Source organism: Colwellia sp. MB3u-45 (assembly GCF_014077005.1).
Classification (GTDB): Bacteria; Pseudomonadota; Gammaproteobacteria; order Enterobacterales; family Alteromonadaceae; genus Cognaticolwellia.
Genome location: NZ_JACGVC010000038.1, coordinates 24659 through 51165, shown reverse-complemented (window position 1 = coordinate 51165; position 26507 = coordinate 24659). Strand labels below are relative to the sequence as shown.

Sequence of the window (26507 nt, the reverse complement as noted above, 5' to 3'; positions counted from 1 at the left end):
GTGCTTGCACCAAAATAATGTTGTGGATAAAAAATAATGAAAAAAAAAGGACATCTATTGATGTCCTTAAAATGAAACAAATTAACTATGTAAAAACGTTTTTTGAACCGGGGGAGATCCTAAAACAAGATCATCTTAAGGCTATTATCTGTTGGCAGCAAACGAGAAGAATTCATTCAACGGTTGAATTATTTTCACTCATTGCCCCTATAACCGCTGCAGCTGACCGTAAATACTATCTTAACTCTCTGCGTAATAATTTACCGACGCTTGATTTAGGAATTTCATCGATAAAGACCACATGTTTAGGGACCTTATAGGCCGTTAATCCTTGGCGACAAAATTTGATAACATCTTGTTCGGTAATACTTTTATCTGCTTTAACGATGAAGAGTTTAACGGCTTCGCCGGTTTTTTCATCAGTTACGCCGATGCAAGCTGATTCTAATATGCCAGTCATTCTAGCCACTTCAGCTTCAATTTCGTTAGGATAAACATTAAAACCAGAAACATTAATCATATCTTTCTTACGATCAACAATGTGGAAGAAGCCTTGCTCGTCCAGCATGCCGACATCGCCGGTTTTAAAGTAGCCATCAGGAGTCATACATTCATGGGTGGCGGCAATATTGTTCCAGTAACCTTGCATAACTTGTGGACCTTTAGCACACAACTCACCAGATTCGCCTTGTGCGACTTCATTGCCAGCATCGTCACGAATAGAAAGATCAGTACTGGGCACGGGTACACCAATACCGGGTATATAAACGGCTTTGCCGTTAATGGTAGTGCCAAAATTTAATGACACAACCGGTGCAGTTTCAGATAAACCATAACCTTCGTTTAGCCTAACGCCGGTCACTTGTTGCCATTTGTCTGCGACCGCTTGCTGTACTGCTGCGCCGCCGCCCAGAGAAATTTTTAATGATGAAAAATCAACTTGATCAAAGCCCGGCGTGTGTAATAAACCATTAAATAAAGTGTTTACCCCAGTGAAAACAGTGGCGGGCGTGTTTTTCCATATGTCGACAAAGCTCGCCATATCACGAGGATTCGTCACTAAAACATTTTTAGCGCCAAAATAGAAATAGCTTAGCGTATTCGCCATCAAAGCAAAGATGTGGTACATGGGGATAGCGGTAATAACAACGTCATTGCCGTAATTTATCTTATTTTTAGCAAACTCTTGGTATTGCATAATATTGGCAATTAGGTTGCCATGACTCAGCATAGCGCCCTTAGATAGCCCGGTAGTACCACCAGTATATTGCAAAAACAATAAATCAGTTTGGCAGAGGGTCGGCTCAGTCAGGGTTAAGCTTTCTCCTTGCGTTAAGGCATCAGTAAAACTTATGGTTTGGCTCAAACGCGAGTCAACAGGATCGCAAGGTAAACCTTTATTGACTAAATCGTCTAAGTTAACCGTAATAACATTTTTAATATCAGTTTTTTCAATAACATCAGCAAGCATTTTTGTTGAGGGTGAAAATATGATGATGGTTTCGACTTGAGCATCATTAAGCTGATGCGCAAGCTCTCGTGGTGTGTACATAGGATTAACATTTACTTGCACGCCGCCAACACGAATAATGCCCCACATAGCCACTGGAAAACATAAGGTATTCGGACACATCAAGGCGACACGTTCACCTGAAACAATCTTGAGTTCATTTTGTAGATAAGCCGCAAAGGATCGTGATAGTACATCTACTTGCTTGAACGTCAACTCAGCGCCAAAATTACTATAGGCGGTTTGTTGATCATATTTAGCGGTGGTTTGATGAAATAAAGCTAATAAAGAGTCATAACGATTTAAATCCACTTCATGAGCCACGTTTTCTGGATAATTTTTAATCCAAGGTTTAGTCATGTTATTTCCTTTAGCAACTAGATGCGTTGGTGCTTGAAACAAATAGAGTAGAACAAGCAAAGTAATATGAAATTGTAAATTAATAATAATTTCATTAAGTTATTGATCAGTCGTAGCGGTTAAAATACATCACGGCAGCGGTGCTATCAATCACAATATTCAAGTATTGCTGCTAAAGGGCTGCAGGTACTTATGTTTAGTCTGCAACCATAAACATCGGGCTGATTTATTTTCTTTGCGAAAAAAAGATCAAAAACTTAATAAAAGTGTCATGAGTAAATTATTTACTCATGAGGTTAATTAACGAATAAATAATTTAAACAAAATTTGATGAATTTTATTACCGAACGGGGGAAATAATAATGTCCCTAGGCTTATTTTTCCTCGTGAAAGTACCGATTTACCGTGCGAGAAAGTTTTAAAACCTTCACTACCATGATATTGCCCCATGCCAGAGGCACCAATACCACCAAAAGGTAAATCATCAATAGCGACATGAAAAGCGGCATCATTAATACAGACACCACCGGCATGAGTATTTAATAACACCTGTTGTTGAAATGCCTTGTTAAAACTGCAAATGTACAAGGCCAGTGGACGCGGTTTACTATTGATATAAGTAATGGCTTCGTCAATATTGTTATAGCCAATAATAGGTAATAAGGGGCCAAAAATTTCTTGCTGCATCACGCTCATGTCATCATTAACATCGGTGAGCAGTGTTAAAGGCATTTTTCTTGACGCGCTATCACTGCTGGTTGGGCTCAAGGGTATTATGGTCGCCCCTTGGGCTTTAGCGTCAGTTAATAAACCATCAATTCGGGCTTTTTGTCCATCATTTATGATACAAGTGCAGTCGTCATTTTCTAGCGTATTAGGGTACATACTTTGATAAGCGCTTTGAAAAGCTTGAGTTAACTCTGATACTTTACTTTGTGGGCAAAAAATATAATCTGGCGCCACACAAGTTTGGCCAGAATTAAGCGTTTTACCTAAAATTAATCGACTGACTGCGGTTTTTATATCGATGTCTTCATCAATAATGGTCGGTGATTTACCGCCTAATTCCAAGGTCACAGGGACTAGATTTTCAGCGGCAGCTTTCATCACTAATTTACCGACACCGGTTGAGCCAGTGAAAAATAAGTGATCGAAACTTAAAGCTGAAAATGCCGCCGCCATGTCAGCTTCACCACACACTATCGCCACTTGATTACTCGGGAACACCTTAGCCACTAACTTGGCTAATAAGCTGTTGGTGATAGCTGTGTATTCACTCATTTTTATCATCGCAGTATTACCTGCGGCTAATGCTGTTGTTAACGGCCCTAAGGTCAGAAATACCGGATAATTCCATGGCGCGATAATACCAACAACACCTTTAGGTTGATAAATAACCTGACCTTTTGCCGGTTGAAATAAAATCCCGATATGTCTTTTTTCAGGCTTCATCCAGTTTTTTAATTTTTTTATTGCATAGTTAATACCCATGACGGTGGTGAGAATATCACCTATTCTTGAATCATCAGCACTACGATGGCCAAAATCTTCGCTCATGGCGGCAATAAAAGCGTCTTGGTTATCAACAATAAGCGCTTTTAACTTGATTAAGTCGCTAATGCGCTCTTGATAGCTAGGATAAGTATGCTGAGCAAAAAATGCTTTTTGTTGTAAAAAAGTCTCATTTAAGGCTGTTTGTGTGATTATTTCAGTCATTATTTCTTATCCTTGTTAGAGCCTATCTTCAGTAACCATGCAAGAGCTGGAATCAGTGTTAGTGCTCCTAACATGTTAAAAATAAACATGAAAGTTAGTAATATACCCATGTCGGCTTGGAATTTTATCGGTGAAAATACCCAAGTAGCTACACCAATCGCTAAGGTTATACCGGTAAAAGCAACGGCTTTACCTGTTTGGTTTAAAGCGTAGCGATAAGTCATGTATAACGATTTACCTTGGCCGAGTGCTTCTTTAACTTTACTGAAAATATAAATACCGTAATCAACACCAATACCCACACCTAAGGCAATGACAGGTAAGGTGGCAACTTTTACGCCAATACCTAAAACGCCCATTAAACCTTGGCTCATGATACTGGTTAAAATTAATGGCGTGATAATACAAACCACGATGCGACCACTTCTAAAGGTGATTAAGCAAATAATAATAACAATGGCATATACCCAAACTAGCATTTCAGTTTGTGCATCTTCAATCACCATATTAGTGGCAGACTCTATACCGGCATTACCGGCAGCCATCAGAAATTCGACCCCATCAACTTGGTTTTCAGCTTTAAATACTTCTACCGCTTTAACCACATTGTCTAGGGTTTGTGCTTTATGATCATTAAGGAAGACCAGCACGGGCACCATAGAGCAATCTTTGTTCATCAAACCTTGTGGTGTTTTAGACAAGGAAGCGTTGGTCATTAACTGGTTGCGATTTAAGCCGTACCATTTTAATGAGCCTTCGTTCATACCAAACAGACCAAATTTTGACACATCGGCAACAGATTTTACCGCTTGTACACCAGGCACATTGCGTAAATGCCATTGAAATTGATCGACCCACACTAGGTTTTGATATTGAGCACATTGCTCAACTTCAGTTTTAACCATAATGACAAATAGGTCGGTACTGGTACTGTAATTTTCAACAATATAAGCATTGTCTAAGTTGTAGCGGGAATCAGGTCTTAGCTCGGGTGCTCCGGCGTCTAAATCACCAATTTGCATAGCTTGTGAGAAATAAAGCCCTAAAGCAAAAAGAATAATGCCAACAGCTATCGCTACTTTTGCAAGTGGCGGTTTAGCAAAGTTTTTAAACAAACGCTCAACAATACCGGTTTTATGAGCTGATTTTTGGGCGTATTTTAAACCAGCGGGAGAAACACCGATGTAACTCATTAAAATAGGTAGTGCAACTAAGTTGGTGACAATAATAATCGCGACACCAATACTGGCGGCTATGGCGAGTTCTCGGATCACTTCAATATCAATCACCATTAAGGTGGTAAAACCGATAGCATCACTGACTAAAGCGGTAATGCCCGCAATATAGAGTGAGCGAAAAGCAAGTTTGGCCGCATCAATTTTATTAGCGCCAGTGACGCTATGGTGAATAATTGAATTGATAATTTGTACGCCGTGGCTAACACCAATAGCAAAAACTAAAAAGGGCACCAACATTGAATAAGGGTTAATACCAAAACCGAGTAAATTCAGAATACCCAGTTGACAACATACGGCAAAAATAGAGAAGACTAATACCGACACTGTGCTGCGTATACAGCGCGAATAAAACCATAATAATACAAAGGTAATAAGCACGGCTAAAACGAAAAAGGCGACAACCTGTAAAGCGCCATCGATTAAATCACCGACCACTTTTGCAAAGCCAACAATACGAATAGTGATATTGTCGCTACTGTATTTGTCACGTATCTTTTCTTCTAAAATCTTTGACAGCTCTCGGTAATCAAGCGGCAAACCTGTTTCAGGGTTGATGTCTTGCAAGGGTGCTAAAATAATGGCTGATTGGAAATTATTAGCCACTAACACGCCTATTTGTCCTGATTTAAAGATATTCGCTTTAACGCGCTCTATCATTTCAGCCGAACCGTCATAACCATCGGGGATTACGGCGCCACCAACAAAACCTTCTTCGGTGACTTCTTGCCAGCGAACATTAGGTGTCCACAATGATTTAAGACCATCACGACTTACGCCTGGAATATAGAAAACTTCGTCAGTAACTTGCTTTAAGGTTTGTTGAAAATCAGCATTGAAAATGTCACCTTGATTATTTTCTACCACAATGCGAACCACATTACCTAAATCAGCCAGTTCTTTTCGATAGGTTAAAAAATTATTTACAAAAGGATGATCACCGGGGATCATTTTAGTAAAGCTAGCTTCGGGCTTAACGTTAACCGCTTGAATGGTCAGTAAAGCGATACAAACGGCAATAATGGTCATCACTATCGCGCGATGACCAAAGACGAATTTCTCTATAAGTTGCTCTAACTTGCTAGCCGAATGAACGGGTTTATTCTCTGACATAAGTTTGCCCTTACTGCTTAAGTAACCAGGTTAAAATACCGAATTGTCCGGCGAGAACTAATGAATTTTCTTGCACTAAAACACTTGAAAGTGCTGCACCTGAAGGATGTTTATTAATCGTCAATGTGCTGAGGTCTTCAGGGAGTAAATCGACAATTAAGCCCCCGTGTCCCACTAAGTAAGCTTTACCTTGTTTAGAGAAGGTGCCGCCGAGTAAGCTAGCGCTAGTGGGTAGCTTTTTATGTTGCCAATGCGCGCCACCGTCAAGCGATACCATCAGATTACCTTGTAAGCCAAAAGCCACCAGTTGAGCAGAGTTTGTCGGATTGGCGATAATGCCAAATAGGCTGCCAGAGTAGGGTAAAGCCATTGACGACCAAGTTTCACCTTGATTGTCAGAGTGAAAGCCCATGCCATTTTCGCCAACAATATATAACTGATCATCAGGGGTGGTAATTACAGAATTCAGATGAAAGCTGTCAGGGTTATCAAGGCGCTTACTGATTAATGACCAAGTTTCTCCTTGGTCATTGCTGGTCAAAAATGAGCCGTAAGCACCAGTAGCAAATAGGGTGTCGTTAGCGGTACTTGTAACAGATAAAAGCGGTTTGTTGGGGCCAGAGATTAATTCTAATTGGTTATCTTCAATGGCAAAGGCTAAGTCTTCAAGTTGGTAGGTTAGCTCATCAAGTTCGTCTTCATCTTGCGTATTCGTTATCACTAACTGCAGGGCTTTATGTTGTGCTTTTACCTGGGCTATTTTAAGCTTAGTCAGCTCAGCGCCAGTAAATACTTTATGCCAAGTGTTACTTTCAGGGGCACTTTTTAGAATGACACCATCATGCCCCACGGCTATTTTGCTGCCGTTAGACAATACCCTGATATTGGTTATAGATACACTCACCGGGGACTGTTGTTGCTGCCAATCTGACTGGCTTTTCCAGTTAATAATATGGCCACGTTCACCTACCGCTAGAATAGCGTTATTATTAGGCGTCATTGCCATCAGTACACTTTTACTGGCTAAAGCGCTTTGCTTAGCGGGTAACTCAAGTAAATCTAAGCTAGTTTTCGCTTCAGCTAAATTAAGCTGTGCGAGAAAAAATAAGTTTATCACGCTAAGAGCAATATAAGATGGGCGCATAAAAGTCCTAATAAGTTATATAAATCTACTGACTAGTATTGATGATAACAATTTAATTTAGAGGTGTTAAACGTGCCAAATGATTATCTTTGCAACACAGTTAATTTTTGATGGGATTTTTGCCGCTGAATTTGGACTATGTGATATCGCTAGCATCAATTTAACTTTATTATCTTCAAAGCTTTAAACTGATGATAGCCCTTATACACACGCCAGCCAAACTGCAGATGTATGCAGTTTTAGAAAAATTGAGCGCTAATTTTCTATGTTTTACGACCTTGTCGATAATCACCAGGGGTTTGATTGGTCCAGCGTTTAAAAGCGCGATTAAAATTACCGACACTGGAAAAACCCACTAAATAGCCAATTTCACTTAAGCTTAAATGTTTTTGAGTAATGTAATTCATCGCTAATTTTTTGCGCGTGCTTTCTAATATTTCTTTATAACTTGTCCCTTGGTCATTTAATTTGCGTTGCAAATTACGCAAACTCATCCCAAGAAATTCAGCTATTTCAGTTTGTGATGGTGCGCCAAGTGGTAATAGTTCAAAAATTTTGTTTTTGATGATATGTGTTAAATCATTTTTATCAACTCTAGCCATAAATTCGTCAAGCATTTTTTCATGGCTATGAGTGATTAAGGGATTACCACAAAGTAATTTTTCTTTCGTTTGCTTTAGATCAAAGATAATCGCGGTTTGGTTGCTATCAAACTCTACTTCACAGTTAAAAAAATTGTTTAAATAAGACACATCATATCGGGGAGTAGGGTAAGCAAAACAAACTTTTACCGGCGCAAAGTCTAAGGTAACAAGCTCGCGGGAAAAGCGGATAATGGTCGCTAGAAAAGTTTCGACAATTTCTTGTGATAGTACGGGTCTGTTAGTTGATTCATAGGTAAAAATGTTCATTTCAAAGACTAAGTGTTCATTGCGTTCATGATTAACTAATTGGCAAGTGTTTGACACCACACGTTTGTAATGAGCAATACGCTCCAGTGCATCATACAAGGTATTTGAAGACATCATGGCATAACCTAATGCATGAAACATACCTGGGTGAAATTGCTCTGCTACTAGTACAGAAAAATCATGACGATCTAATTTTTTATTACAATATTCAAGTAAATGGGCAAACTTTTCGGCAGCAATACTAGACTCTTGATCCTGCATGACATCGAGAGAGATATCACATTCTTTTAGCGCTTTTGCAGCGTCAATGCTATTTGCTTGCATAGCCCTTGAAATAGGGATCATCCAGCCTGTTAATGTTGAATAATAATCTTGCACTGCATTACCTATATTTTGATTTTTTTCTATTTTACGACTATTGCACGAAATGACAATAGGTTGGCGCATTTAGCGAAATATTAATTAAAACATTGGCGTAATGTTAATGCGGAAGAAATATTACATTACCTATTACAATTACATTAAAAAAACATTACATTATCTATTACAACTGACCTATTACAACTATAATAACAGGCGAATAAAATGCTAACTAATAACTGTAAAATCAAACCATTAGCTCTGGTTGTTGCTATGGCACTGGGTACATCCTCAGCGCAGGCCGTAGACTTTAACTTTGGTGAAGACAATGACATTCTACTGCAAATCAACTCACAATTAGATATTGGCGCAAGTTGGAGACTGGGTGATGCTGACCCTCGTTTTATTGGTAAAACCAATGGTGGAACAGGTTTTACATCAACTACAGATGATGGCAACTTAAACTATGCCAAGCATGATGCCTATTCGAAAATAATAAAAGGTGTGCATGATCTGCAGTTGAGTAAAGGTAATTTTGGTGCTTTTGTTCGTGTTAAATATTGGTACGACTATGCGCTTAAAGATAGTGATGTGCTTCATGGTAATTCTAACAATGGCTACACGCCAAATACCCCATTAAGTGATGATGGCTTTGAAGATAATACTAAATTCTCAGGTGTAACATTACTTGATGCTTATGTTTATGGCGCATTCGATATAGGTACCTCTCCTCTGGATGTACGTTTAGGCCGCCAAGTGGTGAGCTGGGGTGAAAGCACCTTTATTCAAGGCGGTATGAACTCATCTAACCCATTTGATGTCGCCGCATTACGTCGCCCAGGCGCGACATTAAAAGAAGGTATTTTACCGGTTGGCATGCTCTACGCTAACTTAGGTTTAACCAGTGAATTAAGTATTGAAGCTTTTTATCAATATGAGTGGGAAAAAACTCAAATTGATGGTTGTGGTACTTATTTCTCAGGAGCAGATTTTGCCGCCTCTGGTTGTAACTTTGTTTCGGTAGGACCTTTTGGCGATCAAGCCGGTTTAGCCGGAGGTTTTGCTGCTGAAAGACAAGCAGATGTTGAACCAGATGACGGTGGTCAATACGGTATAGCGGCACGTTATTATGCTGAAGAACTCAATGATACTGAGTTTGGTTTGTACTACATGAATATTCACTCTCGTGTGCCACTAATTAATGCTGTTCGTACCAGTGTTCCTTTAGCAACAGGAAGCCCTACACCGGTTTTTGTTCCTAAGATGGTCGACCCAACAGGCGGCGCTTTAGCGGCACTAAATCCTGGTTATAATATTGAATTTCCTGAAGACTTAAAATACTTTGGTGCTAGTTTTGCCACCAATGTTGCCGGTGTGGCTTTATCAGGTGAGGTTTCTTACAAGCCAGATACGCCTATTCAAATTAGTGGTCCGGAAATATTAAATGGTGCTTTGTCTGAATCACCGGTATTACGTTTCAGCCCAAGAGTTACCGCTGTTGGCTATGGCCAAGAAGTTCAAGGTTGGGATGAATTTGATGTGACCCAATTACAAGTCACCGCGATTAAATTCTTTGAAAACAGGTTAGGAGCTTCTCGCATAACCGTTATTGGTGAAGTCGGTGTTATTTTAACTGATGGTGTTGAAGACTCTGATCAACATTATGGTCGTAATTCTGTCTTTGGTTTAGGTGACTTTGATGCCGGTGGTGGTTTTAACTGTACCAATTTGGTTGCCGCAGGTGCTTTATCAGGTGATTGTCGTGCCGATGGTTTTGTGAGCGATAATGCTTGGGGCTATCGCATGAAAGCTATTTTTACTTATAGCGATGTCTATGCAGGCATATCATTAGAGCCAAGTATTTTTTGGGGCCATGATGTGAGTGGCTATTCGCCAGATCCAGGTCAGCAATTTCATGAAGGTCGCAAAAATCTAGGGGTTTCTGTGCAAGCTTCATATCAACAAAAATACTCTATGACGCTAGGCTACAACAACTACTCAGGTGGTAGTCACAGCAATTTAGAAGATAAAGATTTAGTTTCGCTGTCATTTGGCATTTCATATTAGTTATATTGCAAAAAACATAAGAGAATTATGATGAAAAAAAATATTACAACAGCAAGTTTACTAATGCTATCACTCGTTAGTAGTTATACCTTCGCCAAAGTGACTGCAGAGCAAGCTGAGCAATTAGGCAAAACGCTAACGCCATTAGGTGCTGAAATGGCGGCTAATGCCTCGGGTACTATTCCGGCATGGACAGGTGGGCTAACCAGTAAAAATACGACAGCAAGTGCAGACTCAGGGCGTCCCGCAAACATTTTTGCAGAAGATAAGGTTTTGTTTTCAATTACTAACGCTAATTTTGGTGATTACAAAGCTAATTTAAGTGCTGGTCAAATTGCTATGTTTGAAAAGTATGCAGACTATACAATGCCTATTTATCAAACCAGAAGAACAGCCGCTTACTCAAATGATCTTTATGATGTTGTGAAGAAAAATGCGACCACAGCTGAATTGGTGCAATCGGGTAATGGTATCGCTAATTTTGATACCACTATCCCTTTTCCAATCGCGCAAAATGGCTCAGAAGTTATTTGGAATCACATCACGCGTTATCGTGGTGGTACGGCTAAACGTTTTTTGACCACGATTCCTGTACAAGCCAATGGTTCATTTGTACCCGTAAAAATGAATGACCAATTAGTTTGGCCTGAGTTTTTAAAAGGCGGCCGTGATGCTGAAGAAGATGCCAATATATTGTTCTATTATCTTCAGGAAATTACTGCGCCATCACGCTTAACAGGTACTGCGCTATTAGTTCATGAAACTATAGATCAAGTGAAAGAAGCACGTAAAGCTTGGGTCTACAATGCAGGCCAACGTCGTGTTCGTCGTGCACCTAATGTGGCTTATGACGGCCCAGGCGCAGGTACTGATGGTTTAAGAGCGACTGACAACTATGATATGTACAATGGTGCTCCTGATCGTTATGACTGGAAGTTAGTCGGTAAAAAAGAGCTTTATATCCCATATAACTCATATAACTTACTCGATACCACAGTAAAATATGAAGACTTAATACAAGAAGGTCATCTAAATGCTGAGCATTTAAGATATGAGTTACACCGTGTTTGGCAAGTTGAGGCAACATTAAAAGAAGGCGCTAGACATATTTATGCTAAACGTACTTTCTTTATTGATGAAGATACTTGGGGCGCCTCTGTTATCGATCAATATGACGGTCGTGGTGAATTGTGGAAATTATCAGAAGCCCACAACATCCAATTCTATGATGTTGATACCCCTTGGATGGTTGCTGAAACCTTACACGACTTAAATTCTGGTCGCTACTTGGTGACTGGTTTAAGTAATGAAGAGCCGACCTTTATGATTTGGGGCGAAAAAGTCAGTAGACAAGACTTTTCAACTTCAGCGCTTAGACGTTTAGGTCGTTAATTAAAGTAAAGTGAAGTAGAACCGAGCTGATTAATAGGGTTGAATGTATTTTCAACCGCATTAATCAGCTTTTTTTATCGCTTATTTAAGAGAAATGATATGTGCAAACGTACTTTTTTATTTTTATATTGTGCTTTATTCGTCACCATGGGTGCTGCTCATGCTAATACCGAGCTAAAACCCGCCAGTAAATATACCCTTGCTCATCAAGCGCAATTACTGAAAAACTTACCTTTTAGCGATAAACTTGATTTCTCTTTGGCGGAAAAAGGCCTGATCAAACGGCCTGAAAAACTCATCATTAAAGACACCTCAGGTAATGTGGTTTGGGAACTCGGTAATTATCAATTTTTACTTAATAACCCTAATATAGACACGGTTAACCCCAGTTTACTCCGTCAAGCTAAGTTAAATATGGCTTATGGCTTGTATCAAGTAACCGAACGCATTTATCAGGTCAGAGGCTACGATTTAGCCAATATTACTTTTATTAAAGGTGATAGTGGCTGGATTATTTTTGATCCCCTATTAACGGCGGCGACCTCTAGAGCGGCATTAGCCCTTGTGACCGAAGAACTAGGTCAATTCCCGGTAAAAGCCGTAGTGTATAGTCACGCTCATGCTGACCATTTTGGTGGTATAAAAGGCGTGGTTAGCCAAGCCCAAGTTGATTCTGGTGCCGTAGAAATTATTGCCCCGCGTGGTTTTATGGCACACGCGATTAAAGAAAATGTCTTAGCCGGCAATGCGATGACGCGTCGTGCCACCTACCAATATGGTAACGCGCTGGCAAAAGGTCCTAAAGGCCAAGTTGACGCCGCTATTGGTAAAGGCTTATCTACCGGCTACATCGATTTGATTGCACCGACGAGAGAAATTTTGGCCGATGAAGAAACCATTATTGTTGATGGTATTGAAATGGTCATGCAAAACACCCCAGGGACAGAATCACCCGCTGAAATGAACACCTATTTCCCCCAATTTAAAACCCTTTGGTTGGCTGAAAATGTTACTGGCACACTGCACAATATTTATACCCTACGTGGCGCTGAAGTACGCGACTCACAAGCGTGGAGTAAGTTTATAAATAAAGTTATCTATCGTTTTGCTCAGGATAGCGACATCATGTTTGCTTCGCACTCTTGGCCAAGATGGGGCAAAGAATACATTATAGAAGTGTTAGAGAAACAGCGTGATATGTATGGTTATCTACATGATAAAACGCTAAATCTTGCCAACAAAGGCGTCACCATTAATGAAATACACAACCAATTAGCGGTACCTGACGTGTTAGCGCACCAGTGGTATAACCGTGGTTACCATGGCTCTTATTCTCATAATGTTAGAGGTATTATCAATAAATACTTAGGTTTTTATGACGCTAATCCGGCAACGCTTAATAAGTTGAGTCCGGCGCAATCATCGGTTAAATATATTGACTTGATGGGCGGCGCAGAAAAGGTACTGGCTCAGGCGCAAAAAGCTTTTGATCAAGGCGAATATCGCTGGGTAGCTGAGTTACTCAATCACTTAGTTTTTGCTCAGCCAGAAAATCAGCAAGCAAAAAACCTGCAAGCAGACACCTTAGAACAATTGGGTTACCAAGCTGAAAATGCCGGCTGGCGTAATAGTTATCTAGCGGCCGCTTTTGAATTGCGCCACGGCATACCTACCCAGGCTAAAGCCACTAAAGCTGGACCAGATATCATCAAAGCTATGAGTAGTGAATTGATTTTTGATTTTCTGGGCGTGCGGTTAAATACCGACAAAGCCTTGGCGCATCAGTTTAAAATTAATTTTGTTTTCCCCGACCGTAATGAAAAATTCCTAGTCGAGTTAAGTAATGCCCATTTAAATAACATTGAAAATATTCAAGACAAAGCCGCAGACTTAACGGTCACTATCGACCGTAAAGATTTAAACCTTTTACTGTTAAAGCAACAGTCTTTTGGGCAATTGGTTAAATCTGGAAAAATGCAGCTCGATGGCAATGGCAAAGTCTTTGGTCAGCTATTGATGATGATGGATGAATTTCCATTCTGGTTCAATATTGTGACGCCCTAGTATAAGTATAAAAATAAATATAAATATAAATATAAAAACGAATTAACCCAATTTGAACAAGTGAGGTTTTTGTGATGAACACTCAAAAAAAATCAGCCAACGAGTTTGATTATATTATCGTTGGTGGCGGTTCAGCAGGTTGTGTTTTAGCCAATCGATTAACCGAGAATGGTAAATTTACGGTTTGTTTATTAGAAGCCGGTGGTGACAACAAGAGTATGTTAGTTAATACCCCAGGCGCTTTTTCAGCCTTTATGTTTTTGAAAAAGTTCAATTGGAGTTTTAATGCTAAGCCTAAAAGTGATATTCGTCACGGTGCTGCCTTGTTTGTGCCCCGTGGTAGAGGTTTAGGCGGTAGTTCTGCTACCAATGCCATGCTGTATCTTCGTGGTCAAAAACAAGACTATGACCACTGGGCTGCTTTAGGCAATGAAGGTTGGGCATTTGACGATATGTTACCTTACTTTAAAAAATCAGAAACTAACCAGCGCGGGTCAAGTGAATGGCACGGTGATAGTGGGCCTTTACAGGTCACTGACCGGCCGGTTTTTTATGAAATCAGTAAACGTTATATTGAGGCGGGCAAACAAGCGGGCTTTAAATTTACCGATGATTTTAATGGCAGTGATCAAGAAGGCGTTGGCTATTACCAGTGCACCATAAAAGATGGTAAGCGTTGCTCGGCGGCGCATGCCTATTTATTACCGATACTTGCTAGAGAAAATTTGACTGTATTAACCGATGCACAAGTCAGTAAGGTACTGATAAAAGACCAACAAGCCTATGGCGTTGATGTGGTTATTAAAGGTGAAAAGAGCAGCATAACGGCTAAAAAAGAAGTGATCTTAAGTGGTGGAACTATCGCTTCACCGCAGTTATTAATGCTCTCGGGTATTGGTGATAAAAATGAACTTAACGAGCAGGGTATTGATTGTGTTCATGAACTTAAAGGTGTGGGTAAAAACCTACAAGAACATGTTGATGCTTGTATCTTAGTCAAAAGTAAAAAAACAGATGGCTTTACTGTGTCAGTCAGCGGGTTACTGAAAATGCTACCCGATACGGTGAAATATATCATGGGTAAAAAAGGTAAGCTGGCCAATAGTATTTTAGAGGCAGGTGGCTTTCTTAAATCAAGTGAGCAGGTGCAAAGGCCAGATATTCAATTACATATGTTGCCATTGTTATATGACGATAATGGTCGCGATCTGAAACTTTTATCACAGCATGGTTTTTCATGTCATATTTGTGTTTTACGGCCAGAAAGCACTGGCACGGTATCGCTAAAATCTGCTAATTATCAAGACGCACCAGAGATTGATTTTAACTTTTTTTCTGATCAAGCAGGCAAAGACAAAGCGGTGATGATTGATGGTATGCGACAGTTGCGTAAAATATTAACCGCGCCGGCATTAGCCGAACATTATGATAATGAAGTGCATCCAGGCAAGGATTTTGAAACCGATGAACAAATTTTTGCTAAGGTAAAAGAGCGCCTAGGCATAGTGTATCACCCTGTTGGTACCTGCAAAATGGGCCATGATGATATGGCGGTGGTTGATCATCAGTTAAAAGTTCATGGCATTAAAAACCTGCGAGTAGTTGACGCTTCAATTATGCCAACGCTGATCAGTGGTAACACAAACGCGCCAACAATGGCGATTGCCGAAAAAGTGTCAGCGATGATCTTGGCAAATTAATTGAGGAATATGCAGATGTTAAATGTCGTTATATATAGTCTTAAAGCTTTACTGACCGGTTTATGGGTTTTGGCAATATTAGGTTTATTATCGCTATCACCACTACCAGCAGACTATCAACTTTATGCTTTTACATTAGCGGGTGTGGCGCTTTTAGTACACTTTATTGAGTTTTTTTCGATGAAAGCTAAGTTTAAAAAACAAAGTGGTTTAGCCATGAACTTTCTGCAAACCATGCTTTGGGGCTTTGGTTATTGGCTGCCGATTTTAAAGCGGTCTAAAAAGTAAGTTGATTAAGATGAAAATATTTATTTAACAATATGTTAGGGTAAATAAAAACCACATCCAGGCAACTGGCTGTGGTTTTTTTATGGGATTTTAACGCGAGTTAAATCTATACTTAAGTCTACAAAGAGCATAATAGCCAGATAAAAAAAGAGCTTACACAACTAATGTAAGCTCTTCTGGTAAGGATTTTTTATACCTAGCTAAGCATACCCTTAAAACCGATAGTAACTAAGTGTTACAGGGGTAAAGGTAAACTAAATAGCGTTATTTTTCACTGTTCAATATGTTATCCAACTTTAAATCCGTTAACTTCATGGTACTTCTGACAACATAAAACATAATCGCAATTAGCATGATCATCGAAGGTATCGCAATCACTGGATAACTTAATAGAGTCATCTCACCCAATTGCTCGTTAAACTCCGTCGTACCTGCAGGACTAACGACAATCCATTTCGCTAATAAGTAATTCATGGCAGCAGAAAAAACAAAGGTGGTGGATAAAAAGTGATTTGCCCGCTGAATTTTGGCTTTAAACTCATCGGTTTTATTTTTATTTTCGAGGGTTTGATAGATTAACTCTAAGTTAAACACCAACGGATTTAATAATATTTTGGCAATTAAGGGTTTGCCCCAAAAGCCAGAAATGAGTACCACTAAACCAATTGCCGAGGGAATGGCGGCTTCTTTAATGGCTAGCCATTGCACATCTAACTCAAATAAACCAATACCCCCGGTTAATAAGGTGCTTATAAAGCCAAGTAAGGCAATGAAGTTCATGGACTTGTTTTTAATAAAATCATACAAGCCATAACCGAGTGGAAATAATAACGCCAATATTAAGGCATATACAGTGCCTAAATATTCATCCCCCGATAGTTTCATTAAAATAACCGACGGAATAGCAATATTAAAAATAATCTCTAAAAAGGTATTAGGACGTTTAGCGGGTGTTTGAGTTGACATTATATTTCATTTTAAGGTGCAACTGACCATAGCCAGTTTATTTAAGTCTAGCGGTATTTTAGCTAAAAATAGCTAAAATGTCATGCGATACCAATCTCACTAATTATCTGATCATTTTTACTGGTTAAAATCACCCACTACTGCGTTATTTATTTAATAATTAGAACAACTAGTTATTAAAATAAATTCCTTATATTTGGCCATTTTTCCTGCGTATAAAGTAGACCACCTAATTAATGAAATTGGTATTATACCCATGCAGTGATTTTGAAGGTAAGATTTACTCGCGAGAGCCATCATCATTTCAATGCTGACATTAAAATGATGATGGGCAAATTATGCGAGCTCTGCTATAAAAGTGGAATTAATTATTTCTGTGGTATTTATGCCGTATTCATCAAGTAAAACACTGAGCTCTGGTTTACATGAACCACAATTAGTGCCACATTTTAAGTTATCACCTAGTTGTTCAACTGAACTACAGCCCGATTTAATGGCACTAATGATGTCTTTTTCACCGACATTAAAACAACTACAAATTTGTTTGCCTTGAGCGAATTCATCACTGGAAGTGCCCGATAATAGAGACTGAATATCCTGCTCTAGCAAGCTTGCTTGATTAAAAACATGCTGAAGCCAAGCGTTTTCGATGCTCAGATTAGTTGCCGAGCTATAACATAAAAAGGCTAATTTTCCTGCTTGTAAACAAACAACGTACTGGGTATCTCCTTGACTAAATTGTCGCCATTCGCCCGATATTTGACTGCTTGTTTGACACCAATGCAAAATATCTGTTTCAGGCTGCGTATTAGCAAATTGAAAACTCATGCCATAACTTGTGCGAGCCTTGGTCCAAAATTCGTTAGTTATTTCAGTTTGAGCAATAAAATCTTCGCTAATATGCAGTTGTCCAAATTGCTGGAATGCTGTCTTGCTTAAAGCGATAGCCCCGTGTTTAAGTTCAGGTTGACCAGAAAGTGGGTCGGCAATGCTCGCATACAAGTTGCTGACATTGGCGCTAGACGCAAACTGCTTATTCCAATGAATAGGCATGAAGCATTCATTAGGACGTTGATTTTTATCTAATTTTGCATGCACACTCGCTTGCCCTGTATCAGATGAGATATTGACTATTTCATCATCAACTATCTTTAACTGTGCGGCATCGACAGGATTGATATAGAGATAACATTTATCGGTATGTGCGGTAAGCTGCGACGCTTTACCTGTGCGGCTCATGGTGTGCCATTGATCTCTTAACCGACCACTGTTTAATCGAAAGGGAAATTTTTCCGAGGTTTTTTGTCTTGGCTGGCGCGGCGTAATCGGAAAAAATAGTGCTTTACCTAAAGCTGTAGAAAATTTTCCATCTTCAAAGACACGTTTTTTACCTTCAGGGTAGGTGCTATTAACGGGCCATTGTACCGGTTTTAAACGGTCATATTGTCGTGGCGTAATGGTTGAAAATGCAGAAATATCAAAGACACGTGCACCATTATTTTCAAAACCTGACAATTGAGCAAACTCTCTAAAAACCTCACTAGCATGCGAATAATCAAAGCCTGAAAAACCCATGGCGGTGGCAACTTCTGCAATAATTTTCCAGTCATGCTTAGCTTGACCATTAGGGGCTATCGCATTAGTTTGACGTGAGATACGGCGCTCTGAGTTGGTTACTGTGCCGTTCTTTTCTAACCATGGCGTTGCGGGTAGTTTTACATCAGCAAAGTCTAAGGTATCATTATTTTCAGCACAGTCAGAGACCACGACAAACTCACACTTATTTAAGGCCCGGGCGACTTTTTTACCATCAGGTAAACTTACCATGGGATTAGTCGCCATTATCCAGACCGCTTTAATTTTACCTTCATCCATAGCGTCAAACAGATCAATAGCTTTATAGCCGGCTTTATCAGCGATAGTGGGTGATTGCCAAAAGCGCTGTACTGTTGAGCGGTGCTCAGGGTTTTCAATATCCATATGAGCGGCTAATTGATTAGACAAACCGCCGACTTCTCTACCGCCCATAGCGTTGGGTTGACCTGTGATAGAGAAAGGCCCACAACCGTCTTTGGCTATTTTTCCGGTAGCTAAGTGACAATTAATAATGCTTTGACACTTATCCGTGCCTGAGTTTGACTGGTTGATGCCCATTGAATAAAAGCTGAGTACTTTTTCAGTGTCGGCAAATAATTGATAGACACTGGCAAGGGGTTGTTGGTCAAGATCGCAATAGGCTGATACTTCAGCGAGTGACCATTTCTTTGCTGCTAATAAGGCTTGTTCGAAACCTTGGGTATGTTGCTCAATATAGTCATTATTTAAGCCATTGTTAGCGCTTAAGTAATTTAACAGACCGTTAAAAAATGCGGCGTCAGTGCCTGGCTTTATCGGTAAAAAATAATCAGCTATTTGACAGGTTGCGGTTTTACGTGGGTCAATAACCACGACTTTCATGGCTGGATTACGTTTTTTAGCGCGTTCAATACGCTGATATAATACGGGATGGGTCCAAGCGGCATTAGAGCCGGTAATTAATAATAGCTCAGTACTGTCTAAATCTTCATAGCTGCAAGGCACAACATCTTCACCAAAACTGCGCTTATAAGCTGCAACAGCTGACGACATACAAAGACGTGAGTTGGTATCAATGTTGGCTGAGCCTATATAGCCTTTCATTAATTTATTCGCCAGATAATAATCTTCAGTCAGTATTTGTCCTGAGACATAAAAAGCGACCGCATCAGGGCCATGCTCTTTAATAATTTGTGCAAATTTATCTGCCACATGGCTCGTCGCCGTTGACCAATCAACCGTTTGGTTATTTATTTGTGGTTCAAGCAGGCGGTTGGTTAAATCTGTGGTGGCTAATAAATTGCTGCCTTTTACGCACAGTTGTCCAAAATTGGCGGGGTGCTCTATTGTGCCCTCTAATCCAGAGGCCTTGCCATTTTTAACTGTGATATCAATACCGCAGCCGACACCACAGTATGCGCAAGTTGATTGAACAATATGTGACGATTGAGAACAACTCATAAAATTTACCTTTACAACAGAGAATGATATACAGCCCGCTTTATATGGGATGTTTTGTTTATTTGTTTATTTGTTTATGTTCGAATTTTATTCGATGACACTCAGACAAATATCTTGTTTAATTTTCACAGCACGGCTTTCAAATTCTGCCTCAGCCAGACTTTTCAATAAAGCGCTACAACCACCACATCCGCTACTGGCTTTAGTACAGGTTTTAATATCACCCACGCTGCAAGCCCCTTGAGCGATTGAGCTGATAATATAGCCTTTTGTGACCTGATGACATGAACAAATAATGGCGGTATCAGGTAATGCTGTAACATCTAATGTCGGTTTTTCTCCTGATGAAGGCAGTATCAGTGCTTCCGGTGATGCAGGTAAATCTATGGCATTAAGTAGGTATTGTAATAACGAGTCGTATTCACTGGTATCACCAATTAACACCGCGCCGAGCATTTTGCTTTTGTCACTCGAGAGCACTATTTTCTTGTATACACCGGCCGGTTGATTTTGATAGGTATAGGTTATTGCCCCCGGGGTTTTTGCGTGTGCATCCCCTATTGAGCCTACTTCAACCCCCATGAGCTTTAATTTAGTACTCATATCGGCACCGGTAAACAAGGCTTGTTCACCCATAATATGTTTTGCAGCCACTTTAGCCATCTGGTAACCCGGCGCCACTAAACCAAAAATAAAGTTGTTCCAGAGGGCACATTCACCAATGGCATAGATATTTTCATCTGAGGTTTGGCATTGGTTATTAATTACTATACCGCCTCGTTCACCCATTTTAAGCGCGAATGATTTGGCTAGATTGTCATAAGGGCGAATACCTGCGGAGAATAATATCAGGTCGGTTTCTAGTACGGTGTCATCACTAAAACACAGTTTATAACGACAGCTTTCGCCGTCTTCAATCACGCTAGTGGCTTTTGATGTATGTACCTCAACACCCAAAGCTTCAATTTTTTCTTTTAATAAGCGACCGCCACCGGCATCAATTTGCACGCCCATTAATTGTGGCCCAAACTCAACCACATGGGTTTTTAAACCTAAGTGGCTTAGGGCATTTGCGGCTTCAAGGCCGAGTAAACCACCGCCGATAACCACCCCCACTTTACTGACATTGGCACTAGCTTGAATAGCGTCTAAGTCATCTAGGGTGCGATAAACCAAACAATGCTCGCGGTCTTTTCCTGGAATAGGAGGTACAAAAGGATAAGAGCCAGTGGCTAAAATAAGTTTGTCATAAGCGATAACTTGGCCGTTTTGCGTGACAACATTTTTATTACTGCGATCGATATCAACAACTTTGGCATTTGTTTGAAAATTTACCGCCCAACCTTGGTAGGTTTTTTCGTCAGCCATGGCCAGATCCGCCGCTGTTTTACCGCTAAAGTATGTTGAAAGGTGAACACGGTCATAAGCAAGGCGAGGCTCTGCTGACAAAACAGTTATCTCAATGGCTTGATCGGCTGTGTTCAATTGAGCCAATTGCTCAACAAAATGGTGACCCACCATGCCGTTACCGACCACGACAACTTTTTGTTTCTCTATGATTTGTTGGTTACTTGAGCTAATTTTATTTACCTGCTGCAATAGTGATATGGGTTTACAATTTGTGATAACGCTTAACAAACCTGTTGAGCGTTATCATTATAAGTGTGTTTGGTGAGCTAAAATTTTGCACTTACCCAAAGCCAGATTTTATCCGTATCCACTTTACCTGCAGTAGCATCGCCTGCTGAGTAAGCCGCATACTTTAAGCCTGCTTTATAATTCTTAGCGAATTTTTTCGCGTAAACGGCATTAATTTCACTGCCTAAATCATCAACCGTATCGGTTGCTTCATCAGCAGAATAATCATGAATTGTCACTGTCCAACCGCCGCCGAATGCTTTACCTGACACTGAGGCATAAAGATCAATCAAGCCTTCTTTTGGTGTGCCTAAAAACTGATCTGCCCAACCATTGAATTTATGCAGTGTTGCCAGTGGTGTTGAAAACCCATACATTGAATCATCACTGCCCAAAACTTCTGCACCTAATTTAAGAGTTACAGCATCAAAGCTATAGCCGCCTTCTATGGCCATATAGCTTGCAGAGTAGTGAGTTGCGCCGCTTTCTGAATCTTGAGTAGCAAATTCGGCTGAATATGAAAACTTGTCTTTTTTACCGTTAAAACTCACCCCGAAAGTATCTAAGCTATTAGCGCTTCCTTCATCAACTTCTAAGAGGTAGCTGTAAGCGGTTAGTTTGCCGTAACTCGTTTTGTAGGCGAGGTTAAGTAAATGGTCTTTTGCATCAAAATCTTTTTCATTTGAAAAAATACGATTACGTTTATTAATGTAGCTATAGCTGATTTTTACATGGTCTAAGGCTGCATAAGTTACAGTCGCTGCATCAAATGTTTGTCTATCTTGACGCCATCCCACATGCCCAACATAACGATGATTATCTAAGGTCAGTACTTGGCGACCGACTTTTGCGGTGACGCCATCTTTTTTGTATTGCACATAAGCTTGGTCTAATTCAGTGGTTTCTGGATCGGCAATAACAGAATATTTTGTATTATTACCCACAGCATCGTTATAGTTGTTAACTCCTGCTACTTGGCGTGAGTCTTCAAATTCAATAACAGCGGTAAAATCATGGTAGCTAGCACTGGTGTAATTTAATCGGGTACTTAAGGTTAATGCGGAGGCATCTTTTAAACTGTTGTCTTGAGCAACTGTTTCGTATCGCAAGTTCAAATTGACACTAGTTTTAGCTTGGGTCTCACTCTTACTCCCACTCTCACTATTTGCACTAGCTGAAGCACTTGAACCTGCTAATAAAATTAATGTAGTCAGTGTGGAAAGTTGACGAACTGGTTGCATACTGCATTCCTTGAGTTTTTTAAAATCGGCGTTAAATCTGTTCAGTAAAGATAAGGTGTTTTTTGTCAATTTAAGTAAAGTAGAAAAAATAAGAGGTTATATTATTAAGTAATACAGCAGGTTTTATGCCAGTAAAATAAATTCTTTAATATCAATTGGTTAGTTTTTTAATGGTTTTTTTTATCTGCATTTTGTTAGTTTCTGATGCAAGCCTGCACCAAAATAAATAAAGCGTATCAGGATGAACAGAGTCATAACCTTTGGCCTGCCAATATTGAGCAAAGTCATTTTTCTGCTTGGGCGCTAGTCACTCTGACCCTGTTACTGAAGATGTGATTGAGCTAGAACTAGCTGATGATGCAAGTAATTACCTGGGTGGCATGTACTTATCTCATAGCGAATCGTCTACTTGTTACGCTATTAGCGTTAATGATTTTCCGGCTAATTAGTTAATACACTTATCATGCAATCACTAAAAGTGAAAATCCCAGCTTAATCACTTAAGCTGGGATTTTTTCAAGCAAGAATAAAATTAACGGCTTAACCAAATATTTCTAATTGGCCATCGGTAACCCGTGTTTCATAGGTTTTAATTGCCAAGGTGTCATCATCTAAACAGGCACCAGAATTTAAAACAAAACGCTGTTTTAATAAGGGTGAAGCAACGTAAACCTCGCCCTTAGTTTCGCCAATTAAACCGCGATATAAAACGTTGGCTTTACCAAAGGGGTCAAAGTTAGAAACCGCATAAATTTTGTCGTTACCTACTTGGAATAAAGCCACTTGCTCTTCGTTTGCTAATAAGGCACAAACACCTGAATTTTTAATTAAATCACTGGTGGGGCAGATGGTTTGCCAGCTATTTTCTGTTATCATTTTTTTCTTTCCTTATTCGTAAAGCTTGTTTATGCAGGTGTTAAATCAACGGCTTGAATTTGAACGCCATATTTTTTCTCATCACCTTGAGCGGGGCGAATTTGATCACGCTCAGTAACGAATTCTATGTTGTTATCGACGGTGTCAGAGTTAACAAACTGACGGAAACGTTTTAATTGTTCTTCACTTTCAATCGTTGTTTTCCACTCACATTGGTAGGTATCAACGACATTTTGCATTTGTTTTTCTAATTCAGCATTAATTCCTAAGTGATCGTCTTTAACTATTTTTTCCATGTAGGCTAAACCGCCTTCTAGGTTCTCTAACCAGACAGAAGTACGGGTTAAACGATCCGCGGTACGGACATAAAACATTAAGTATCGATCAATATATTTCACTAAGGTTTCATCATCTAAATCAATGGCGAATAAGTCGCCATGGCGAGGCTTCATGCCGCCATTACCACTGACGTATAAGTTCCAGCCGTTTTCCGTGGCGATAATACCAATGTCTTTACTTTGTGCTTCTGCACACTCGCGTGTACAGCCTGAGACCGCAAACTTAATTTTATGAGGAGAACGTAAACCTTTATAGCGATCTTCTAAGAAAATGGCCATTGCCATGCTGTCTTGTTGGCCGTAACGACACCAAGTGCTGCCGACACAAGATTTAACTGTGCGTAACGATTTACCGTAGGCGTGACCTGTTTCCATACCCGCATCAATTAAGCGTTTCCATATCGCCGGTAATTGGTCAACACGTGCGCCGAATAAATCGATACGTTGGCCGCCAGTTACTTTGGTATAGAGGTTATATTCTTTAGCGACTTCACCAATAACAATTAATTTATCTGGGGTTACTTCACCGCCTGGCATACGGGGAACGACAGAATAAGTACCATCTTTTTGCATATTACCTAGAAAGACATCGTTGGTGTCTTGCAGTGATACATGGTCGGGTTTTAATATGTAATCGTTCCACACCGAAGCGAGAATAGACGCGGCTGCTGGCTTACAAATTTCACAGCCTAAACCTGAACCGTGTTTTTCTATTAACAGGTCAAAGGTTTTAATTTGTTCTGCTTGCACAATGTGAAATAACTCAACACGGCTGTAAGCAAAGTGTTCACAAAGGTCAGTGCTAATTTCAACACCGCGTTTTTCTAATTCGTGATCTGTTACTTTTTTCAATAATGCCGCACAACCGCCACAACCGCTGCCGGCTTTTGTTGAAGACTTAACTTCACCAACATCAATTGCACCACAATCAAGAGCGGCAATAATGTCGCCTTTAGTGACATTCAAACATGAACATATGGTGGCTGTATCGGGTAGGGCATCAACGCCTAAGGTGGGTTTTTCGCCTGAGCTGGGTAAAATTAAACCGTCGGGGTTTTCAGGTAACTCAATACCATTGAGTGCGTATTGCAATAATGCATCGTATTCGCTGGTATCACCGACTAACACCGCGCCTAATAATTCTTTACCATCGGCACTGACGACTATTTTTTTATAAATTTGGTCAGGTTGGTTTGAATAAACATAGCTTTTACAACCTTCAGTACGCGCATGGGCATCGCCAATTGACCCTACGTCCATGCCCATTAACTTCAACTTAGTGCTCATGTCAGCACCAGTAAATTGTTGCTCACCGCCAATAATGTTATCGGCAGTCACCTTAGCCATGGTGTAACCCGGCGCGACTAAACCGAAGATAAAGTTATTCCACAAAGCACACTCACCAATAGCGTAAATGCTTTCGTCAGAGGTTCTACAGTAGTTATCAACCACAATACCGCCACGTTCGCCAAGCGCTAAATCAAATTCACGGGCTAAGTTATCATAGGGGCGAATACCCGCTGAGAATAAGATAACGTCAGTTTCTAAATGCGAGCCGTCAGCAAAATTCATCCGGTGAACGCATTCTTCGCCGTCAACAATTTCGCTAGTGGCTTTTTGGGTATGTACTTGTACGCCAATGCCTTCGATCATTGAACGCAGTAAAGCGCCGCCGTCTTTGTCTAATTGCACACCCATCAATTGTGGCGCAAATTCAACCACGTGTGTTTCTAAGCCTAACTCTTTAAGGGCGTTAGCGGCCTCTAACCCTAATAAACCACCACCGACCACAACCCCAACTTTACCGGTTTTAGCTGACGCTTGAATGTCTTCTAAATCTTGAATAGTACGGTAAACCAGACAATGGTCGCGCTCTTTACCTGGAATAGGGGGAACAAAAGGGTATGAGCCCGTTGCCATGACTAACTTGTCGTAAGCGTAAGTTTCGCCCGCTTCAGTGGTTACCACTTTCGCGGCTTTATCAATGTGAGTGACTTTCGCGTTGGTGAAAAAGTTAACACCGATTTCGTTGTAGTATGCTGGCGTTGTCATGGCTAAGTCATCAGCGGTTTTTCCAGAAAAATACTCCGATAAGTGAACACGGTCATAAGCTAAACGGTCTTCAGCTGATAATACGGTAATTTCATAGCCGGCATGTTTCGCCATTTCATCAACAAAGTGATGGCCAACCATGCCATTGCCAACGACGACGATTTTTTGAGCTTGTGTGTTCATTTATTACAATCCTACTTCTTTAAATTACCGCTGCACTAGCGGAACTAGATAATGGTTTGTTATCTGCAATAAATGAACCAGTTGATTTATATTAGTAAATTCAAGTGGATAGGGTTTTGTTGTTGGCTCGAGATAGCGTTTTTGCACTATGGTGAAGAGGTTAGCGCACCAATGGTGTGCGGTAATAGTGTGCGCGTTCATGATGTGCAGCAAGTTGGCGTGCAAGATAAGTGACTGTGTACTAGCGCGGATCACTGAAAATGGCACAGGCTTAGGTGTCGCGCTGATATAATACTAAGCTAAAAGAGACGGTTTAC

General features: G+C 40.2%; 16 protein-coding genes and 1 pseudogene. 6 read left to right on the top strand and 11 right to left on the bottom strand.

All coding sequences use genetic code 11. The annotated features are described in order from the left end of the window. Nucleotides 1-235 precede the first annotated feature (235 nt). The 5 genes from H4J41_RS02775 to H4J41_RS02755 form a co-directional block, all read right to left on the bottom strand. Nucleotides 236-1870: an AMP-binding protein gene (locus tag H4J41_RS02775; RefSeq protein WP_182134959.1), complete on the bottom strand. Its 1635-nt coding sequence runs from the start codon at nucleotides 1868-1870 to the stop codon at nucleotides 236-238. Nucleotides 1871-2170: 300 nt separating this feature from the next. Then, on the bottom strand, nucleotides 2171-3586 hold the full coding sequence (locus tag H4J41_RS02770; protein ID WP_182134961.1) for a coniferyl aldehyde dehydrogenase: 1416 nt from the start codon (nucleotides 3584-3586) through the stop codon (nucleotides 2171-2173). Then, on the bottom strand, nucleotides 3586-5934 hold the full coding sequence (locus H4J41_RS02765; RefSeq protein ID WP_182134963.1) for an RND family transporter: 2349 nt from the start codon (nucleotides 5932-5934) through the stop codon (nucleotides 3586-3588). The genes H4J41_RS02770 and H4J41_RS02765 overlap by 1 nt, the downstream gene beginning before the upstream one ends. A gap of 10 nt (nucleotides 5935-5944) precedes the next feature. Further along, nucleotides 5945-7078 (bottom strand): YCF48-related protein, encoded by a 1134-nt coding sequence (locus tag H4J41_RS02760; protein WP_182134965.1) that lies wholly within the window; start codon nucleotides 7076-7078, stop codon nucleotides 5945-5947. A gap of 263 nt (nucleotides 7079-7341) precedes the next feature. Continuing rightward, complete coding sequence (locus H4J41_RS02755; protein WP_182134967.1) at nucleotides 7342-8367, bottom strand: AraC family transcriptional regulator; 1026 nt, start codon at nucleotides 8365-8367, stop codon at nucleotides 7342-7344. A gap of 207 nt (nucleotides 8368-8574) precedes the next feature. Between H4J41_RS02755 and H4J41_RS02750 the strand changes: the two genes are divergently transcribed. From H4J41_RS02750 to H4J41_RS02730, 5 genes are all read left to right on the top strand, one after another. After that, a complete protein-coding gene (locus H4J41_RS02750) occupies nucleotides 8575-10416 on the top strand; it encodes a DUF1302 domain-containing protein (protein ID WP_182134969.1) in 1842 nt (613 codons plus the stop codon). Nucleotides 10417-10446: 30 nt separating this feature from the next. Beyond that, entirely contained in the window at nucleotides 10447-11808 is a 1362-nt protein-coding gene (locus H4J41_RS02745; RefSeq protein ID WP_182135039.1) for a DUF1329 domain-containing protein, read from the top strand. A 99-nt stretch (nucleotides 11809-11907) separates the two neighbouring features. Continuing rightward, nucleotides 11908-13872: an alkyl/aryl-sulfatase gene (locus tag H4J41_RS02740; RefSeq protein WP_182134971.1), complete on the top strand. Its 1965-nt coding sequence runs from the start codon at nucleotides 11908-11910 to the stop codon at nucleotides 13870-13872. A 74-nt stretch (nucleotides 13873-13946) separates the two neighbouring features. Then, a complete protein-coding gene (locus H4J41_RS02735; protein WP_182134973.1) occupies nucleotides 13947-15572 on the top strand; it encodes a GMC family oxidoreductase in 1626 nt (541 codons plus the stop codon). A 15-nt stretch (nucleotides 15573-15587) separates the two neighbouring features. Then, on the top strand, nucleotides 15588-15860 hold the full coding sequence (locus tag H4J41_RS02730) for a DUF1145 domain-containing protein (protein WP_182134975.1): 273 nt from the start codon (nucleotides 15588-15590) through the stop codon (nucleotides 15858-15860). 264 nt (nucleotides 15861-16124) lie between these two features. Here H4J41_RS02730 and H4J41_RS02725 read toward each other — a convergent pair whose 3' ends face one another. The 4 genes and pseudogenes from H4J41_RS02725 to H4J41_RS02710 all read right to left on the bottom strand — a co-directional run bounded on the left by H4J41_RS02725 (nucleotide 16125) and on the right by H4J41_RS02710 (nucleotide 22741). After that, nucleotides 16125-16826 carry a VC0807 family protein gene (locus H4J41_RS02725; RefSeq protein ID WP_182134977.1) on the bottom strand — a complete coding sequence of 234 codons (702 nt, stop codon included), beginning with the start codon at nucleotides 16824-16826 and terminating at the stop codon, nucleotides 16125-16127. 336 nt (nucleotides 16827-17162) lie between these two features. Beyond that, nucleotides 17163-19862: a nitrate reductase gene (locus H4J41_RS02720; protein WP_182134979.1), complete on the bottom strand. Its 2700-nt coding sequence runs from the start codon at nucleotides 19860-19862 to the stop codon at nucleotides 17163-17165. A gap of 105 nt (nucleotides 19863-19967) precedes the next feature. Continuing rightward, a pseudogene (nirB, locus tag H4J41_RS02715) lies at nucleotides 19968-21422 on the bottom strand (nitrite reductase large subunit NirB); the annotation flags it as partial. Between the two features lie 116 nt (nucleotides 21423-21538). Further along, complete coding sequence (locus H4J41_RS02710) at nucleotides 21539-22741, bottom strand: alginate export family protein (protein ID WP_182134981.1); 1203 nt, start codon at nucleotides 22739-22741, stop codon at nucleotides 21539-21541. Nucleotides 22742-23037: 296 nt separating this feature from the next. On the opposite strand from H4J41_RS02710, the gene H4J41_RS02705 reads away from it, so the two are divergent. Continuing rightward, nucleotides 23038-23190 carry a hypothetical protein gene (locus H4J41_RS02705; protein ID WP_182134983.1) on the top strand — a complete coding sequence of 51 codons (153 nt, stop codon included), beginning with the start codon at nucleotides 23038-23040 and terminating at the stop codon, nucleotides 23188-23190. A 91-nt stretch (nucleotides 23191-23281) separates the two neighbouring features. Here the strand turns inward: H4J41_RS02705 and nirD are convergent, their stop codons facing one another. Next, the gene (gene nirD, locus H4J41_RS02700; protein ID WP_182134985.1) at nucleotides 23282-23617 is read right to left on the bottom strand and encodes a nitrite reductase small subunit NirD; all 336 of its coding nucleotides are present in this window, start codon (nucleotides 23615-23617) and stop codon (nucleotides 23282-23284) included. Nucleotides 23618-23646: 29 nt separating this feature from the next. Further along, nucleotides 23647-26190, bottom strand: a complete 2544-nt coding sequence (nirB, locus tag H4J41_RS02695) for a nitrite reductase large subunit NirB (RefSeq protein WP_182134987.1) — start codon at nucleotides 26188-26190, stop codon at nucleotides 23647-23649. Between the last annotated feature and the right edge of the window lie 317 nt (nucleotides 26191-26507).